The organism is Streptomyces cucumeris, from assembly GCF_024295805.1.
In the GTDB taxonomy this organism is placed as follows: Bacteria; Actinomycetota; Actinomycetes; order Streptomycetales; family Streptomycetaceae; genus Streptomyces; species Streptomyces cucumeris.
The window spans coordinates 68,124-84,449 of the sequence record NZ_JANCLX010000012.1 but is presented as its reverse complement, the minus strand read 5'-3'; the positions used below and the strand labels follow the sequence as shown (position 1 = coordinate 84,449).

Genomic DNA, 16,326 nt, shown 5'->3' with positions numbered 1-16,326 from the left:
AGATCTTTCCTATCGGGGAGGGCAGGCGGACGGGCCTACGGGCGGCGGAGCGCGTCGGCGCCGCCGACCCCGGCGGTCAGCGTCCGCACACCGTCGGCGTCGGCACTGGCGGCGGCCTGGGTCTCGGACTCCAGCAGGTGCTTGCCCAGCAGCTCGGGGTCCGGCAGATCCATCGGGTACTCGCCGTCGAAGCAGGCGCGGCAGAGGTTCGGCTTGGCGATGGTCGTCGCCTCGATCATGCCGTCGATGGAGATGTACGACAGCGAATCGGCGCCCAGCGACTTGCCGATCTCCTCGACCGAGAGGCCGTTGGCGATCAGCTCGGCGCGGGTGGCGAAGTCGATGCCGAAGAAGCACGGCCACTTGATGGGCGGCGACGAGATGCGGATGTGCACTTCGGCGGCCCCGGCCTCGCGCAGCATCCGCACCAGGGCGCGCTGGGTGTTGCCGCGGACGATCGAATCGTCGACGACCACCAGGCGCTTGCCGCGGATAACCTCCTTGAGGGGGTTCAGCTTGAGGCGGATGCCGAGCTGGCGGATGGTCTGCGAGGGCTGGATGAAGGTCCGGCCCACATAGCTGTTCTTGACCAGTCCGGAGCCGTACGGAATTCCGCTGGCCTCGGCGTAGCCGACGGCGGCGGGGGTGCCGGACTCGGGCGTCGCTATGACCAGGTCGGCGTCGGCCGGGGCCTCGGCCGCCAGCTTGCGGCCCATCTCGACCCGGGAGAGGTAGACGTTCCGCCCGGCGATGTCGGTGTCGGGGCGGGCCAGGTAGACGTACTCGAAGACGCAGCCCTTGGGGCGGGCCTCGGCGAAGGTCGTGGACCGCAGCCCGTTCTCGTCGATGGCGACCATCTCACCGGGCTCGATCTCCCGGATGAAGGACGCTCCCACGATGTCCAGCGCGGCGGACTCCGACGCCACCACCCAGCCGCGCTCGAGGCGGCCGAGGACCAGCGGGCGGATGCCCTGCGGGTCACGGGCGGCATAGAGCGTCTGCTCGTCCATGAAGACGAGGCTGAAAGCGCCCTTGACGCGGGGCAGGACGATCGGGGCGGCCTGCTCGACGGTCAGCGGCTTGCCGTCCTCGTCGGCCTGGCCCGCGAGGAGGGCCGTGACGAGGTCGGTGTCGTTGGTCGCCGCGACCTGAGTGGCCCGGCCGCCGTCCCGGGGCAGGGCCGCGACCATCTCGGCGAGCTCGGCCGTATTGACCAGGTTGCCGTTGTGGCCGAGCGCGATGGAGCCGTGGGCGGTCGCCCGGAAGGTCGGCTGCGCGTTCTCCCACACCGAGGCTCCGGTGGTGGAGTAGCGGGCATGGCCCACCGCGATATGGCCCAGCAGGGAGCCGAGGGATGTCTCGTCGAAGACCTGTGAGACCAGGCCCATGTCCTTGAAGACGAGGATCTGGGAGCCGTTGCTCACCGCGATGCCCGCGGACTCCTGTCCACGGTGCTGCAGCGCATACAGCCCGAAATAGGTGAGTTTGGCGACCTCTTCACCCGGTGCCCAGACTCCAAAGACGCCGCAAGCGTCCTGGGGGCCCTTCTCACCGGGGAGCAGGTCGTGGCTGAGTCGTCCGTCACCACGTGGCACGGCATCGAGTCTAGGACAGTTCCCGGGCACGTCCGAACGAGGGACCGGCCCCCGGGGTGTATGTCACATTCGCCCGGCCCTTCCCAGGGGTGCCGGACCCCGCTCCCACCAGGGAACGACGGGGTGGGACCGGGGTGAGTGGGGCATCGGTCACATCTGCCGCGAACAGGCCGGACGGCCTCTGAGCGGGGTCTAGGCCAGGACCGGGAGAAGGTCCGTGAGATCGGCCCGCTCACCGCCGGCCGACACCTCGGCGGCGTCCAGCGCCCGGGCCCAGCCGGTGCGGCCGGTGGCCAGCCGCACCCAGGTCAGCGGATCGGTCTCCACCACGTTGGGCGGGGTGCCGCGGGTGTGCCGGGGCCCCTCGACGCACTGGACCACCGCATACGGCGGGATCCGGACCTCGACCGAACCACCGGGCGCCTTCGCCGCGAGGGCATCGGCCAGCATCCGAACGGCCGCGGCCATCGCCTGGCGGTCGCAGGGCACCGGGGTGCCGAGGGCGTCGGCCAGGTCGTCGGAGTGCACGACCAGCTCCACACAGCGGGTCACCAGGAAGTCGTCCAGCCGCATGGCCCCCAGCGGCACCGCCAGCAGCCGGTCCCCCGGCGCCACGGCGGCCAGCTCGGCGAACCGGTGCTCGGCCCGCTCCAGCAGCACCAGCGGGTCCGCGTCCCGTGCCGCCTTGCGGGTGCCCTCGTCGACCGCCCCGGCGAACGACGCGACAGCCGCCGCATAGTCGTTCACCCCGGCCTCCTGGGCGGGCGGCGCGGGGGCCTCCAGCAGCCGGGCGACCGCGTCCACGGTGGCCGCCACATGGGTCAGCAGCTCGCGCACGGTCCAGTCGCCGAGCCGGGTCGGGGCCCGGAGACCCTCCTCGTCCAGTCCGGCCGCGGCCTGGCGCACCTGGCGAAGCTGCGTGGTCACGGCGGCGCGGATCCTGGCGGAGTCATAGGTGCGGGCGCGGGCACGGGTCGGCATGGCGCCGAGCCTATCGAGCGCCGTGGACAGCGGGGCAGGGTCGGCCGACGATGGAGAAGAGCGGGGGAAACAGGGCAGAAATCTATCTATCAATGCGAAAGGTGTGAATTGCCATGGCTGAGCACCCGGATTGTGCCCTGGTGCGGCGCGCCTTCGAGGCGTTCATCCGAGGTGACATGGACACCCTGTCGACGTTCATGACCTCCGACGTCGTCCACCACGTACCCGGTGACAACACGATGTCCGGGCACCACAAGGGCCTGGAGGCGTGTATCCGGCTGTACCGGCAGTGGGGCAGCCCGGACGGCAGCAGCAAGGCGATCGAACCCGAGATGCTGACCGCCGACGGCCGCGGCCATGTGATCTTCGGCTACCGGTACCGCGCGCGCAGCGCGGACGGCAGCCGCTCCTTCGACATGAAGGCCGCCCAGTTCATCACCGTCATCGGCGGGAAGATCTCCGACATCGACGAGTGCGTGGAGGACATCGACGCGCTCAACGCCTACTGGAGGTGACCGGAAGGACCGCGCGGCCCAGCCCCCGGCTTAAGGGGCGGGGCCGCGCGACGCAGGTCCGGAAGAGCGCCGATCAGGCCAGCAGACCCGGGATCGTCGCCTCGTACGCCTCCCGCAGCTCGGCCAGCGGGAGCGAGAACTGGCCCTGGACGTCGATCGCGTCGCCGTCCACCACACCGATCCGCACCGCCGGCAGCCCGCGGGCGCCGCACATGTCGTTGAAACGGACCTCCTCGCTGCGCGGCACCGAGACGACCGCCCGGCCCGCGGACTCCGAGAAGAGCAGCACGAACGGGTCGAGCCCGTCCGGGACCACGATCCGGGCGCCCTTGCCGCCGCGCATGCAGGACTCGGCCAGCGCCTGGATCAGACCGCCGTCGGACAGGTCGTGCGCCGCGTCCACCATGCCGTCGCGCGAGGCCGAGATCAGGATCTCGGCGAGCAGCCGCTCACGCTCCAGGTCCACCGCGGGCGGCATACCGCCGAGGTGGTCGTGGATCACCTGGGACCAGGCCGAACCGCCCAGTTCCTCCGCGGTGTCCCCGAGGAGGTAGAGCAGCTGGCCCTCCTCCGCGAAGGCGATCGGGGTGCGGCGGTTCACATCGTCGATCACACCGAGGACGGCCACCACCGGCGTCGGATGGATGGCCACCTCACCGGTCTGGTTGTACAGCGAGACGTTGCCGCCGGTCACCGGAGTGCCCAGGATCTGGCAGCCGTCCGCGAGACCGCGGGTGGCCTCCGCGAACTGCCACATGACCGCGGGGTCCTCCGGCGAGCCGAAGTTCAGGCAGTCGGAGATCGCCAGCGGCTTGGCACCGGACGCCGCCACATTGCGGTAGGACTCGGCGAGCGCGAGCTGGGCGCCGGTGTACGGGTCCAGCTTGGCGTAGCGGCCGTTGCCGTCGGTGGCGACGGCGACACCCAGACCGGTCTCCTCGTCCACCCGGACCATGCCGGAGTCCTCGGGCTGGGCCAGCACCGTGTTGCCCTGCACGAAGCGGTCGTACTGGTCGGTGACCCAGGACTTCGACGCCTGGTTCGGCGAGGAGATCACCCGGAGCACCTGTGCGCGCAGCTCCTCACCGGTCGCCGGGCGCGGCAGCTTGGCCGCGTCATCGGCCTGGAGCGCGTCCTGCCACACAGGGCGGGCGAAGGGGCGCTCGTAGACCGGGCCCTCGTGGGCGACGGTGCGCGGCGGCACATCGACGATCTGCTCGCCGTGCCAGAAGATCTCCAGCCGCTCGCCGTCGGTGACCTCACCGATCACCGTGGCGATGACGTCCCACTTCTCGCAGATCTCCAGGAAGCGGTCGACCTTGCCGGGCTCGACGATGGCGCACATGCGCTCCTGCGACTCGCTCATGAGGATCTCCTCGGGCGAGAGCGTCGCATCACGCAGCGGCACGGTGTCCAGCTCGACCCGCATACCGCCGGAGCCGGCCGAGGCCAGCTCGCTGGTGGCGCAGGAGAGCCCGGCGCCGCCGAGGTCCTGGATGCCGTCGACCAGGTCCTCGCGGAAGATCTCCAGGGTGCACTCGATGAGCAGCTTCTCCTGGAAGGGGTCGCCGACCTGGACGGCGGGGCGCTTGGTGGGCTTTGAATCGTCGAAGGTCTCCGAGGCCAGCACGGAGACGCCGCCGATACCGTCACCACCGGTGCGGGCGCCGTAGAGGATGACCTTGTTGCCCGTGCCGGACGCCTTGGCCAGGTGGATGTCCTCGTGCTTCATCACACCCACGCACAGGGCGTTGACCAGCGGGTTGCCCTGGTAGCAGGGGTCGAAGACGACCTCGCCGCCGATATTGGGCAGCCCCAGGCAGTTGCCGTAGCCGCCGATGCCCGCGACCACACCGGGCAGCACCCGCTTGGTGTCGGGGTGGTCCGCGGCGCCGAAGCGCAGCGGATCCATCACGGCGACCGGGCGGGCGCCCATGGCGAGGATGTCGCGGACGATGCCGCCCACGCCGGTGGCCGCGCCCTGGTAGGGCTCGATGTACGAGGGGTGGTTGTGCGACTCGACCTTGAAGGTGACCGCATAGCCCTGGCCGATGTCGACCACGCCCGCGTTCTCACCGATGCCGACGAGCAGGGCGTCGTTCTCCGGGGCCTTCTCGCCGAGCTGCCGCAGATGGACCTTGCTCGACTTGTACGAGCAGTGCTCGGACCACATGACGGAGTACATGGCGAGCTCGGCACCGGTGGGACGGCGGCCGAGGATCTCGCGGATGCGCGCGTACTCGTCCTGCTTGAGCCCGAGCTCGGCCCAGGGCTGCTCGGCGTCCGGGGTCTGCGCCGCGTGCTTCGTGGTGTCCAGGGTCATGCGCTGACCAGCCTCTTGAGGATCGAGGTGAAGAATCCGAGACCGTCGGTGCGACCGGTGCCGATCAGCGGTTCGACGGCGTGCTCGGGATGGGGCATCAGACCGACGACATTGCCCGCCGCATTGGAGATGCCGGCGATGTCGCGCAGGGAACCGTTGGGGTTCATCTCCTGATAGCGGAAGACGACCCGGCCCTCGGCCTCGAGTTCATCCAGGACCCGCTCATCGGCGACATAACGGCCGTCGATGTTCTTCAGCGGGATGTTGATCTCCTGGCCCTGCTCGTAGGCGCGGGTCCAGGCGGTCTCGGCGTTTTCCACTCGCAACTTCTGGTCGCGGCAGATGAAGTGCAGATGGTTGTTCCGCAGCATCGCACCGGGCAGCAGATGGGTCTCGGTGAGTACCTGGAAGCCATTGCAGATGCCAAGGACGGGCATACCGGCCTTCGCCTGCTCGATGACCGACTCCATTACCGGCGAGAAGCGGGAGATCGCTCCGGCGCGGAGATAGTCGCCATAGGAGAAGCCGCCCGGCAGGATCACCGCGTCGACCTGCTTCAGATCCTTGTCGCGGTGCCACAGCGGCACCGCTTCGAGACCCGCGGTGCGGACCGCGCGCTGGGTGTCGCGGTCGTCGAGCGTGCCGGGGAAGGTGATGACTCCGACGCGTGCGGTCACGACTCCGCCTTCACGGCGGTGCTGTCGGCACCGTCGCCGACCTCGACCTTCACGGAGAAGTCCTCGATCACGGTGTTCGCGAGGAACGTCCCGGCGATCTCATGGATACGGGCGAGGGCGGCGTCGTCGACCGGGCCCTCCACCTCGAGTTCAAAGCGCTTGCCCTGACGGACGTCGGCGATCCCCTCGAATCCGAGGCGGGGCAGTGCTCGCTGCACCGCCTGGCCCTGGGGGTCGAGGATCTCCGGCTTGAGCATGACGTCGACTACGACGCGTGCCACTGGCACTCCCGGTGGTGTGGTGCTGGTGCGTAAGGCGGTGCGCCAAGCCTACCCCGAGGAAAAATCTACGCGGGTAGATATCGCATGACGGGGAACCCTTCGGTCACGTTTAAGCATCGTCAGGGGCAACGGCTGGGGAAAGAACCGGGTAAACCGTATGGTCCCGATTGCGGTGTGACACGCGGGCAGAATTATCAGGGCTTCACAATGCATTGTCGTCCGCTGTACAAATGAAAAAGCATTGTTCGCTTACAACTGGACAGCTGTCATCTTTGCACGTCAACGCAACGATGCAGCCCGAAAGGACCGATTTTCGTGGCGCAGCGCGTAGTAGTCACGCTCTCCGATGACCTCGACGGCGGGGCTGCCGAGGAGACGGTCGCGTTCGGGCTGGACGGCAGGTCGTACGAGATCGACCTCAACGCGGTCAACGCGGAGAAACTGCGTGACGCCCTGGCCCCCTTCGTCGAGGCCGGCCGCAAGCGCTCCCGCTCCGGGAAGACCTACCGCCGCACCTCCGTCGCCCCGGATCCGGCCGCGGTGCGCGCCTGGGCCCGGTCGCACGGCATGGAGGTGCCGCCGCGCGGCCGTATCCCCAAGAAGGTCTACGAGGCGTTCAACGCGTCGAGCTGACCGACCCGTTCGGCCGAGTTGCACAGCACCCCGGGTGATCCGCTAGAGTCTGGAGCACGCCGAGGGGCGAAGCCGGAAGGCAAAACCCCGAGGAAGACACCATGCGGGTGTAGCTCAGTAGTAGAGCGCCCCCTTTCCAAGGGGGAGGCGCAGTGTGCGATCCCTGTCACCCGCTCTCATCACCTGACCGTTCCATGGAAGTGGATCAGGTAGAGTGATGCACGCGCCGTTCGGTGAGAGCCGTTCGGAGGCATGCGGACGTGGCTCAGTTGGTAGAGCATCACCTTGCCAAGGTGAGGGTCGCGAGTTCGAATCTCGTCGTCCGCTCCATTCAGATCAGGCCCCGGTCGATTTCGACCGGGGCCTGATCCGTTTTCAGCGTTCCCCCGCCGTACGCCCGATGACATTTGTCATCGCAGCCGGTGACAGCTCGCACTGCCGGAGCCGCCGGGGCGACGGAAACCTGGAAGCCATGCATGTCGGTGACAACGCGATCAAGGTGAACGAGCTGCGGCGGAGGTACGGTCCCGCCGGGGCACAGGGCTTCGACGCGGTACGGGGCGTCTCCTTCGAAGTGGCGCGGGGCGAGTTGTTCGCCCTGCTCGGCACGAACGGCGCGGGCAAGACCTCGACCGTCGAACTGCTGGAGGGGCTGGCCGCCCCGACCGGTGGTGCGGTGCGGGTGCTCGGCCACGATCCGTACCGGGAACGGGCCCTGGTGCGGCCGCGGATCGGGGTGATGCTCCAGGAGGGCGGCTTCCCCAGTGAGCTGACGGCCGTGGAGACGGTGCGGATGTGGGCGGGGTGCACCAGCGGCGCCCGGCCGGTGGACGAGGCCCTGGAGCTGGTCGGGCTCGCCCGGCGGCGGGCCGTACGGGTCAAGATGCTCTCCGGCGGGGAGCGCCGGCGGCTGGACCTGGCGCTGGCCCTGCTGGGCCACCCCGAGGTGCTCTTCCTCGACGAGCCGACCACCGGTCTGGACGCCGAGGGCCGGCGGGACACCTGGGAGCTGGTGCGGACGCTGCGGGACCAGGGCACCACGGTGCTGCTGACCACGCACTACCTGGAGGAGGCCGAGGCGCTGGCCGACCGGCTCGCGATCATGCACCGGGGGCGGATCGCCACCTCGGGCCGGGTCGCGGAGATCGTGGCCGAGCGCCCCTCCCGGCTGACCCTCACCCTCCCGACGGACGTCCACCCCGGGGACCTGCCGCCCGTGGAGCTGCTGGCGGCCGACGCCATGGAGCTGCCGGGCATGCCGGACGCGGCGGGCCGGACGACGGTCCGGCTGAGCACCCGGGACCTCCAGCGCACCGCCACCGAGGTACTGCTCTGGGCGCGGGACCGGCGGATCGGACTGGCCGGTCTGGACGCCCGGTCGGCCTCACTGGAGGAGGCGTTCCTGCATATCGCGCGGGGACTGGACGACGAGGACGGCGAGATGCCGCAGGAGCGGACGATGGAGGGGGCGGCACGATGAGCACCGCGCTGACGGGAACCACCACGACCACCGGGCGGGCGCTGGCCCTCGGCCGCGCCGAACTGACCCTGCTGCTGCGGAACAGGGCGGCGCTCTCGTCCGCCCTGGTGCTGCCCGGGATGCTGACCCTCAGCATGTCCACCTTCACCGGGGACATCGACCTGAAGGGCACCGGACTGTCGCCGGGCACCCTGGTGCTGCCCGGTTCCATCGGGCTGGCGCTGGTCCTCGCGGTCTATACGAACCTGGTGGGCGTCTATGTGATCCGGCGTGAGGAGCTGGTCCTCAAACGGCTGCGCGCCGGGGAGGCCACCGACACCGAGATCCTCACCGGGGCGGCGGTGCCCGCGCTGCTGATCGGGCTGATCCAGTGTGTGGTGCTGGTGGTCTCGGTGAGCCTGGCGATGGACGTTCCGGCGCCGGAGGCCCCGTATCTGACCGTGCTCGGGGTGGCGCTGGGGCTGCCGCAGATGGCGGCGCTGGCCGCGGCGACGGCCGCGTACACCAGGACCGCGGAGTCCGCACAGCTCACCCCGATGCCGATGATGCTGCTGTCGATGCTGGCCAGCGGTCTCTTCGTACCGCTGGAGGTACTGCCGGACCAGGTGGCCGAGTTCTGCGAACGGCTCCCGCTGACACCTGTGATCGACCTGGTGCGGGCGGGCTGGACCGGGGACATGGGCGCGGGTGAGGCGCTGGCCGCGGTGGTCACGGCGGCGGCCTGGACGGCCCTGGCATGGTGGACCGTGCGCCGCCGGTTCCCGTGGGAGCCGCGGCGCTGAGTGACGGCATACGAGACGGAGCAGACGGGGGCAGTCGTGATACGGCCATGGCGGGGGCGCAGCCGCCTCACCAAGGTGGAGTTGTTCACCCGGTGGACCTTGTACGCGGTGCCCTGGATCTACCAGCTCGCGGTGGTGGGCGCCAAACCACCGCTCGCGCAGGACGCCCCGCCCGCGCTGCTCGGCGCGCTCGTGGGGGTGACCTCCGTGCAGAACCTGCTGGCCGCCCCGGTGCTGCGGCGGGGTCTTGACCACCGGCTGCGCGGCGGCCCCACAGCACCGCGGCTCACGGGGGTGGCGGCGGCGCTGATGGTGGCGGGGCTGGGGGTCTGTGTGTCCCTGGAGGCCGCCGGTGCGCTGCGCGCGCCGGGTGCGTCGGTGCTGGCTATCGCGCTGTGCGTGGGTCCGTTCAGCACCGGTTACGCGCTGCTGGCCTCGACGCGCCGGTTCTGGTCCGTGCACGCGGTCATCGCGGTGACGCTCGCGGTGGCGATGGGGACGGCCGGGCGGGATCCGATCGCCGCGGTGTCGGCCCTGCTGGCCGTCCCGCTGGTCGGGGCGCTGTTCCTGTCCACGGTGCGCAGTTCGAACTGGGTGCTGGTGGTGATGTGGGAGGTGGACGCCAGCCGGGAGACCCAGGCCCGGCTGGCCGTCGCCGAGGAGCGGCTGCGCTTCGCCCGGGATCTGCACGATGTGATGGGACGGGATCTGGCGGTGATCGCGCTCAAGAGCGAACTGGCGGTCCAGCTCGCCCGGCGGCAACGGCCGGAGGCGGTGGGGCAGATGGAAGAGGTCCAGCGGATCGCCCGGCAGTCGCAGCGCGAGGTGCGGGAGGTGGTGCGCGGCTACCGGGACGCGGATCTCCAGGCGGAGCTGGCCGGAGCGCGGTCGGTGCTGACGGCGGCCCGGGTGGACTGCCGGATCGAGGACGGCGGCGCGGCGGAACTACCCGAGGCGGTGCGCTCCGCCCTGGGCTGGGTGGTCCGGGAGGGCACCACGAACGTGCTGCGGCACGCGGAGGCCGCGCGCTGCACGGTGCGGGTGCGGGTGGACGGAGCGGAGGCGCCGACGGCGGTGCTGGAGATGGAGAACGACGGGGTGGGCGCGGACGGGACGGGGGCGCTTCCGGCACCCGCCGGGGAGGGCGGGACCACCGGCGGCAGCGGACTCCCGGGACTGCGGGAGCGGCTCGCGGCGCTGGGCGGGAGGCTGGAGTCGGGGCCCGGGGAGCGGGGCACCTACCGGCTGCGCGCCGAACTGCCGCTGGAGGCCACGTCATGACGCGATCCACGGATCCGGCGGAGCCGGCGGTGATCCGGGTGCTGCTGGCCGACGACGAGCATCTGATCCGGGGTGCGCTGGCCGCCCTGCTGGCCCTGGAGGAGGACCTGGTGGTGGTCGCGGAGGCCGCGTCCGGGCCCGAGGCGATGGCGATGGCGCGGGCGCACCGGCCCGATGTGGCGGTGCTGGACCTCCAGATGCCGGGAACGGACGGGGTGGGGGTCGCCGCGGCGCTCCGCACGGAACTGCCCGATTGCCGCTCGATGATCGTGACCAGCCACGGCCGTCCCGGCCATCTGAAGCGGGCGCTGGAGGCGGGGGCCCGGGGCTTCGTGCCCAAGACGGCCTCCGCCCAGCGGCTCGCGGAGATCATCCGCACCGTGCACCGTGGAAGCCGCTATGTGGATCCTGATCTGGCGGCGGACGCGATCAGCGCGGGCGACTCCCCGCTGACCGCGCGCGAGGCGGAGGTGCTGGACCTGGCCGCGGACGGGGCGTCGATCGCGGATATCGCCGGGCGGGCCGGGCTCTCACCGGGCACGGTGCGCAACTATCTGTCGTCGGCCGCCATGAAGCTGTCCGCGGAGAACCGGCACGCGGCGGCCCGGATGGCGCGGGAGCGCGGCTGGCTGTGACGCTGGGAGGGACGCCGGGAGGAGGAGACCATGTCGGCACCCACAGTGATCATCTGGGTCATCGCCATCGTGATCGTGGCGGCCATCGCGCTCAACGTGTCCAAGAAGGGGAAATGAGCACCGAGGGGGCGTGGTAGTTCCCCCGCCGAGGGTTTGGTTATAGTAGAGGCGCGCCGTACGGAATGTGCGGCGTATGCGGACGTAGCTCAGTTGGTAGAGCGCAACCTTGCCAAGGTTGAGGTCGCGAGTTCGAGCCTCGTCGTCCGCTCAGAGTGAAGGGCCCCGGTCGTCTCGACCGGGGCCCTTTCGTATGCCGTGCGCCGGTATGCCGTGCGCCATCCGGGGGTGTGGGGTGTGCCACACCCCCGGTGCGCGGGGCGGTCACGACCAGCGGTTGCCGGTCAGCCGCTCGAACGCCTCGATGTACTTCGCCCGGGTGCGCTCCACGACCTCGTCCGGCAGCGGGGGCGGCGGCTGCTCGCCGTGCCGGTCCCAGCCGGAGGCCGGGGAGGTCAGCCAGTCGCGGACGAACTGCTTGTCGAAGGAGGGCTGCGCCCGGCCGGGCTCCCAGGAGTCGACGGGCCAGAAGCGGGAGGAGTCCGGGGTGAGCACCTCATCCGCGAGAACCGGCTCGGCGCCCTCGGCGCCCACCGTGGCCGGTGCGTAGCCGAACTCGAACTTGGTGTCGGCCAGGATGATGCCGCGCTCACGGGCGATGTCACGGGCGCGGGCGTAGATCGCGAGGGTGGCCTGGCGGAGCTGGGCGGCGGGTTCGGCGCCGATCCGGTGGGCGACCTCCTCGTAGGCCACGTTCTCGTCGTGCTCACCGACGTCGGCCTTGGTGGCCGGGGTGAAGATCGGGGTGGGCAGTTCGGAGCCGTCGGTCAGCCCCTCGGGGAGGGCGAGGCCGCAGACGGTACGGGTCTCGCGGTACTCGGCCAGGCCCGAACCGGTCAGATAGCCGCGGGCGACACATTCGACCGGGGCCATCTCCAGGGACCGGCAGATGAGGGTGCGGCCCTCCCAGTCGGCGGGCGCCCCGGCGGGCAGCTCGGTGGAGAGCACATGGTTGGGGGCCAGATCGGCCAGCAGGTCGAACCACCAGAGGGAGAGCTGGGTGAGGACCCGGCCCTTGTCGGGGATCTCGGTGGGGAGCACCCAGTCGTAGGCGGAGATCCGGTCGCTGGCGACCATCACCAGCTCGCCCCGCTCGTTCCGGTAGAGGTCGCGCACCTTGCCGGTGTGCAGGTGCTCAAGGCCCGGGACCTCCACCGGCTCGGGCTTTTCCACGAATCCGGACACGCTGCCTCCTGGTGGTTCTGTCCAAGCCACCCCGATTCTGCCGCACGTCACGGCCGTCTCCGGACCCGGCCCGCCCTCACACCCGCTTGCAGATGCGGTCCAGCAGATTGGCGGTGGCGCGCTGCACCCGCTCGTCCCGGTGGCCGGGGCGGTCCAGCGCCGGTGACCAGGCGAAGGTGCCGGAGGCGAAGACCAGGGCGCCGCTGGGGGCCCGGTAAAGGGACGTCTCCTGGTGCCGGGTGGCGCCTTCGGCGTCCTGGTACGGGGAGTGGGCCAGCAGGATCCGGCCGTCGTGCTCGGGCAGTGAGGTGCGCGGGAAGTAGCGGTCGGCCTCGCCCGCGACCAGTCCGGGCAGTTCATCGCCCTCCTCGGCGCCGGTGGAGTCCCACAGCCAGTGGCTCGCGTTGCGCACGATCATCGGACGCGGTTCGGGCACCCGGCCCGCGTACTGGATGCCGATGAGCTGCTGTTCGGGTGTGGTCTCCCGCCACAGCGCGGAGCGGCCGGGGCCGCGGCGCTTGCGGCAGGTCAGCAGCCGGTCCGGTCCGGAGGGCGAGGGGGCGAGATCGACCTGCCAGTACATGGTGTTGGCGGAGAGGAAGACCAGCGAGGTGCCGCGGTCACGGGCGCTTTCCACGGTGCGGCGCAGCGGCGCCGACCAGTACTCGTCATGGCCGGGGAAGACCAGGCCGCGGTAGCGGGTGGGGTCGATGGAGCCGGCGTGCAGATCGCGGGTCTCGGCGTAGGCGAGGTCATAGCCGTAGCGCTCGGCCCAGCGGATGAAGTCGTAGGCGTGGCCCACATGGAGGGGCAGCCCCGCGCCCGCGTACGGCCGGTCGAAGGAGACCGTGACCGCGGCCTCGGACTCGCCCAGCAGCCGCCCCCGCTCGTCCCAGGCGTGGTAGAGGCTGGCGCCGGTGCGGCCGTCCTCCGGGTAGAGGTTGTACGCCTGCCAGGTGAAGTCCGGGAGGACCAGCAGCAGATCGGCGGGGTGGCTGTCGCGCACGGTGAAGGGGATGTGGCTGCGGTAGCCGTCGGCGGTGGTGAGCACCGCGACGTAGGCGCCCAGCTTCCAGTAGTGGGGGATCTGGAGCCGCCAGGACAGCCACCAGTGGTGGCAGGAGACGGTGCGGTCGGCGGTGAGCGGGGCGGGCTGGACGATGCCGGACAGCCGCGGACTGGTGGTGATCTTCGAGGCGCCGTCGCCGCCGTAGTGACCGATCCGGTAGATGTCCACGCTGAACTGCTGGGGCGGGTCGACCGTGATGCGGAAGTCGATGGCCTCGCCGGGGGCCGCGGCGGAGGCGGAGGTGAAGCCCTTGATCTGCCGGTGGACGTCATCCGCGGTACGGGGGCCGGGGACCCGGGCGGCGCGGCGGTCGCGGGGCCGCAGCGCGGTCCGGTCGATCGCCCGGTCGATGGCACCGGGGGTGTGGACGTGGTCCACGTACCACGGGACCACCTGCCCGGTGTCGTCGAAGTAGTTCTCGCTGCCGCGCAGCCAGGGCAGTGGACCCTGGCCGAAAGGATCCGTCACCGCGTGGGCGAGCGCGCCCGACTCCCAGCGCCGGATCTGGTCCGTCCCCATCCCCTGCTCCCCTCCCTGCATACCCCGGCGGCAGCTCGTAGCCATCCCGCCTCACACCCGCGCCCCCGTGGTCCGGCCTTGTGGGCCGGGCCGCGTGACCGGTCGGTGGACCGGGCCTGTGGGCCGGTCCGCTGGGCCGGGTGACAACGACCGGTCCCAGCACATCACATTACGCACCCACTCCGTCACCCATAGTCGCTAATTTGCTGGAACGAGAACCGAACGAGCGACAGTCGAGGGAATATGTGTCCGATTCCGGAGGGGCCGGAACCGGTCACACCAGACGGACCGGCTTCTCCGGGCGCACGCCCACCTCAGCCAGCCAGGCGCGCAGCGGCCCGTCGTCCCCGTCCTCGACCAGGCTCAGCACCGGATTCGCCAGATCCGCCCGGCGCCGTCCGTCCACCAGCAGGGCGGGCCCGTCCAGCCAGTCCAGACCGGGACTGGCACCGGCGGTGTCCACCGCGGCGCAGCAGACCATCGCGGTGACATGGTCGGCGAGCAGCTCACGGCCGGTGCGGGGCGGCTGGAGCGGGAACAGCGGGGCGAAGCCGTCGAGCCAGGGGTCACCACCGCCCGCCGCGCCGCCCTCGGCGGCCGCACGGGCCAGATGCGCCCGGCTGGCCTCCTGCTGGACGGCCTCCTCCCGGGCCAGCTCCACGCTGAGCCGGGCCGCGAGCCCGGGGCCGCGCTCCTCGGTCTCCGGCCCGGCTTCCCGGCCGTCACCGCCCGTGGTGGTGAAACGCTCTATGACCCGGGCGAGGGTGGGCGGGGTGGGCGGATCCGCGGGCCCCGGCGGGGTGTCCGACGGTCCGGACCGGCCGTCCAGGACCCGGTGCAGCCGGGCCGCCTCCAACCGCCATTTGCGGTCGACGACTTCCTCCGGGTACTGCCCCCAGTCCACCGGGGACCAGTCGGGGCCGGGCTCCGGCGGGCCGCCGTGGAAGAGCCGGGCCGCGAGCAGCGAGGTGGCCTCGTCGATCAGACCGGGCTCCTCCAGCAGATCGCAGGCGGGCCGCTCGCTCAGCCGGGAGGCGAACCCCTCGGCCAGCCGGTCCCGGCGGGAGAGCTCGGTGAGCGCGGAGACCACGCCCGCGTCCAGCCTGGCGGGCCAGCGGCCCATCCGCCAGGCGGGCAGGGCGACCCGGGTGAGCAGCCGGTCCCAGCCCGCGTAGGCCAGCCCCACCTGCTCCTGGGCGACGATCCGCAGCCCGTAGTCGACCGTCCGGGCCCGCTCGGAGGCGGCCGCGGCGACCGCGCGCTCCATCTGGACGGCGTGGTCCCGGCAGCCGCGCAGCAGCAGCCGGGCGACCCAGCCGACGAAGGCGAAGGCGGGACGGCGCACCGCCCGGCCGAGCGCCGCCACGGCGGCGGGTGCGGCTCCCGGCCGCGGACCGGGTCCGTACGGGGAGGCGGACACGGGCTCGCCGCCGCGGGTGGCGACGGCCACGGCGGCGTCCAGCCCCCGGACGAAGCGCCGGGCGGCGGCTATGTCGGGGTGCACGGACGGGCCGGTGCCCGCCACCACGGGCGCGAGCAGCGCCCGCAGCTCGGCGACGCGCATCCACCACAGGAACGGTGAGCCGATGACCAGCACCGGGGCCTGTGGGGCGCCGCGCCGCTCCCGGCGGTCCGTGAGCCGGTCGTCCCCCGCGGGTCCCGGCGCCCCGGGCAGACCCGTGCCGGGGACGGCCCGGGTGCCGTCGGCCGAGAGCGAGCCGCGGTCACCGCGCCCCCGGCGGGAGGCGTACGCGGGATGGGTGCGGTCCTCCAGCCAGCTGTCGCAGTCCGGGGTGAGCGCTATCGCCGAGGGCGCGGGCACCTCCATGCGCTCGGCCAGATCGCGGACCAGCCGGTAGAGGTCCGGGGCGGTCTCCTCGGCGATGGGCACGGTGGGGGTGACCGCGGGTCTGGCCCGGACGATCACGGCGGCCACCGCCGCCGCCAGCAGCAGGACCAGCAGGGCGCCGCCGACCACGATCCAGCGCAGCGCGGTCCAGCCCTCGTCGTGCGAACCGCCGATGCGGCCCATGGCGCTGCCGGCCAGCAGCACGACGGCCGCGGCCGCCGGGAGGAGCGCGACCGCGAGCGCGGTGCTCCGGATCCGCAGTACCGCGAGGGCACGGGCGCGTGCCGCCAGTGCACCTGCTTCGGGACCTGCCACGGTTCTCTTCACCCCCTACGGTCCAGCCCGTGTGTGGACGGCGGACGACGGCGGCGTTGTCTTGACCCCCACTCTCGCACCGGCCACCG

14 protein-coding genes and 3 tRNA genes are annotated in these 16,326 nt (G+C 71.6%); 9 read left to right on the top strand and 8 right to left on the bottom strand.

Going from position 1 to position 16,326, the window contains the following annotated elements; genetic code table 11:
* Positions 1-35: 35 nt before the first annotated feature.
* Positions 36-1,595, bottom strand: coding sequence for an amidophosphoribosyltransferase (gene purF, locus NMK44_RS19505; protein WP_254744813.1), 1,560 nt, complete (start codon positions 1,593-1,595; stop codon positions 36-38).
* Positions 1,596-1,787: 192 nt separating this feature from the next.
* Complete coding sequence (locus NMK44_RS19500) at positions 1,788-2,576, bottom strand: maleylpyruvate isomerase family mycothiol-dependent enzyme (RefSeq protein ID WP_254744811.1); 789 nt, start codon at positions 2,574-2,576, stop codon at positions 1,788-1,790.
* A gap of 113 nt (positions 2,577-2,689) precedes the next feature.
* On the opposite strand from NMK44_RS19500, the gene NMK44_RS19495 reads away from it, so the two are divergent.
* A complete protein-coding gene (locus NMK44_RS19495) occupies positions 2,690-3,091 on the top strand; it encodes a nuclear transport factor 2 family protein (protein WP_254744809.1) in 402 nt (133 codons plus the stop codon).
* A gap of 73 nt (positions 3,092-3,164) precedes the next feature.
* On the opposite strand, the gene purL is transcribed toward NMK44_RS19495, so the two are convergent.
* From purL to purS, 3 genes are read right to left on the bottom strand one after another with little or no spacing between them, the layout of a single operon-like run.
* Positions 3,165-5,414, bottom strand: a complete 2,250-nt coding sequence (gene purL, locus NMK44_RS19490) for a phosphoribosylformylglycinamidine synthase subunit PurL (protein WP_254744807.1) — start codon at positions 5,412-5,414, stop codon at positions 3,165-3,167.
* The gene (gene purQ, locus NMK44_RS19485) at positions 5,411-6,091 is read right to left on the bottom strand and encodes a phosphoribosylformylglycinamidine synthase subunit PurQ (protein WP_254744805.1); all 681 of its coding nucleotides are present in this window, start codon (positions 6,089-6,091) and stop codon (positions 5,411-5,413) included. Before purQ ends, purL begins: the two co-directional genes overlap by 4 nt.
* Positions 6,088-6,372: a phosphoribosylformylglycinamidine synthase subunit PurS gene (purS, locus tag NMK44_RS19480; protein ID WP_254744803.1), complete on the bottom strand. Its 285-nt coding sequence runs from the start codon at positions 6,370-6,372 to the stop codon at positions 6,088-6,090. The genes purQ and purS overlap by 4 nt, the downstream gene beginning before the upstream one ends.
* Positions 6,373-6,687: 315 nt before the next feature.
* Between purS and NMK44_RS19475 the strand changes: the two genes are divergently transcribed.
* From NMK44_RS19475 to NMK44_RS19440, 8 genes are all read left to right on the top strand, one after another.
* The gene (locus tag NMK44_RS19475; protein ID WP_254744801.1) at positions 6,688-7,005 is read left to right on the top strand and encodes a histone-like nucleoid-structuring protein Lsr2; all 318 of its coding nucleotides are present in this window, start codon (positions 6,688-6,690) and stop codon (positions 7,003-7,005) included.
* Positions 7,006-7,108: 103 nt separating this feature from the next.
* A tRNA-Gly gene (locus tag NMK44_RS19470) sits at positions 7,109-7,180 on the top strand.
* A 79-nt stretch (positions 7,181-7,259) separates the two neighbouring features.
* Positions 7,260-7,335, top strand: a tRNA-Gly gene (locus tag NMK44_RS19465).
* A 142-nt stretch (positions 7,336-7,477) separates the two neighbouring features.
* A complete protein-coding gene (locus tag NMK44_RS19460) occupies positions 7,478-8,485 on the top strand; it encodes an ABC transporter ATP-binding protein (protein ID WP_254744799.1) in 1,008 nt (335 codons plus the stop codon).
* Positions 8,482-9,267, top strand: a complete 786-nt coding sequence (locus NMK44_RS19455; protein WP_254744797.1) for an ABC transporter permease — start codon at positions 8,482-8,484, stop codon at positions 9,265-9,267. The genes NMK44_RS19460 and NMK44_RS19455 overlap by 4 nt, the downstream gene beginning before the upstream one ends.
* A 36-nt stretch (positions 9,268-9,303) precedes the next feature.
* Positions 9,304-10,548 (top strand): sensor histidine kinase, encoded by a 1,245-nt coding sequence (locus NMK44_RS19450; protein WP_254744795.1) that lies wholly within the window; start codon positions 9,304-9,306, stop codon positions 10,546-10,548.
* Positions 10,545-11,183: a response regulator transcription factor gene (locus NMK44_RS19445; RefSeq protein ID WP_254744793.1), complete on the top strand. Its 639-nt coding sequence runs from the start codon at positions 10,545-10,547 to the stop codon at positions 11,181-11,183. Before NMK44_RS19450 ends, NMK44_RS19445 begins: the two co-directional genes overlap by 4 nt.
* Positions 11,184-11,378: 195 nt before the next feature.
* Positions 11,379-11,451 (top strand) — tRNA-Gly (locus NMK44_RS19440).
* Positions 11,452-11,564: 113 nt separating this feature from the next.
* Here the strand turns inward: NMK44_RS19440 and NMK44_RS19435 are convergent.
* The 3 genes from NMK44_RS19435 to NMK44_RS19425 all read right to left on the bottom strand — a co-directional run bounded on the left by NMK44_RS19435 (position 11,565) and on the right by NMK44_RS19425 (position 16,237).
* Complete coding sequence (locus tag NMK44_RS19435; protein WP_254744791.1) at positions 11,565-12,485, bottom strand: phosphoribosylaminoimidazolesuccinocarboxamide synthase; 921 nt, start codon at positions 12,483-12,485, stop codon at positions 11,565-11,567.
* Positions 12,486-12,561: 76 nt separating this feature from the next.
* Complete coding sequence (locus tag NMK44_RS19430; protein ID WP_254744789.1) at positions 12,562-14,073, bottom strand: N,N-dimethylformamidase beta subunit family domain-containing protein; 1,512 nt, start codon at positions 14,071-14,073, stop codon at positions 12,562-12,564.
* A 274-nt stretch (positions 14,074-14,347) separates the two neighbouring features.
* Complete coding sequence (locus tag NMK44_RS19425; RefSeq protein ID WP_254744787.1) at positions 14,348-16,237, bottom strand: hypothetical protein; 1,890 nt, start codon at positions 16,235-16,237, stop codon at positions 14,348-14,350.
* Positions 16,238-16,326 lie beyond the last annotated feature (89 nt).

What these genes read in the sequence shown, in the direction of transcription:
- NMK44_RS19455 (WP_254744797.1), top strand. Translation starts at nt 8,482, where the DNA reads ATGAGCACCGCGCTGACGGGAACCACCACGACCACCGGGCGGGCGCTG.
- NMK44_RS19460 (WP_254744799.1), top strand. Translation starts at nt 7,478, where the DNA reads ATGCATGTCGGTGACAACGCGATCAAGGTGAACGAGCTGCGGCGGAGG.
- NMK44_RS19500 (WP_254744811.1), bottom strand. Translation starts at nt 2,576, where the DNA reads ATGCCGACCCGTGCCCGCGCCCGCACCTATGACTCCGCCAGGATCCGC.
- purL (WP_254744807.1), bottom strand. Translation starts at nt 5,414, where the DNA reads ATGACCCTGGACACCACGAAGCACGCGGCGCAGACCCCGGACGCCGAG.
- NMK44_RS19430 (WP_254744789.1), bottom strand. Translation starts at nt 14,073, where the DNA reads ATGGGGACGGACCAGATCCGGCGCTGGGAGTCGGGCGCGCTCGCCCAC.
- NMK44_RS19445 (WP_254744793.1), top strand. Translation starts at nt 10,545, where the DNA reads ATGACGCGATCCACGGATCCGGCGGAGCCGGCGGTGATCCGGGTGCTG.
- NMK44_RS19495 (WP_254744809.1), top strand. Translation starts at nt 2,690, where the DNA reads ATGGCTGAGCACCCGGATTGTGCCCTGGTGCGGCGCGCCTTCGAGGCG.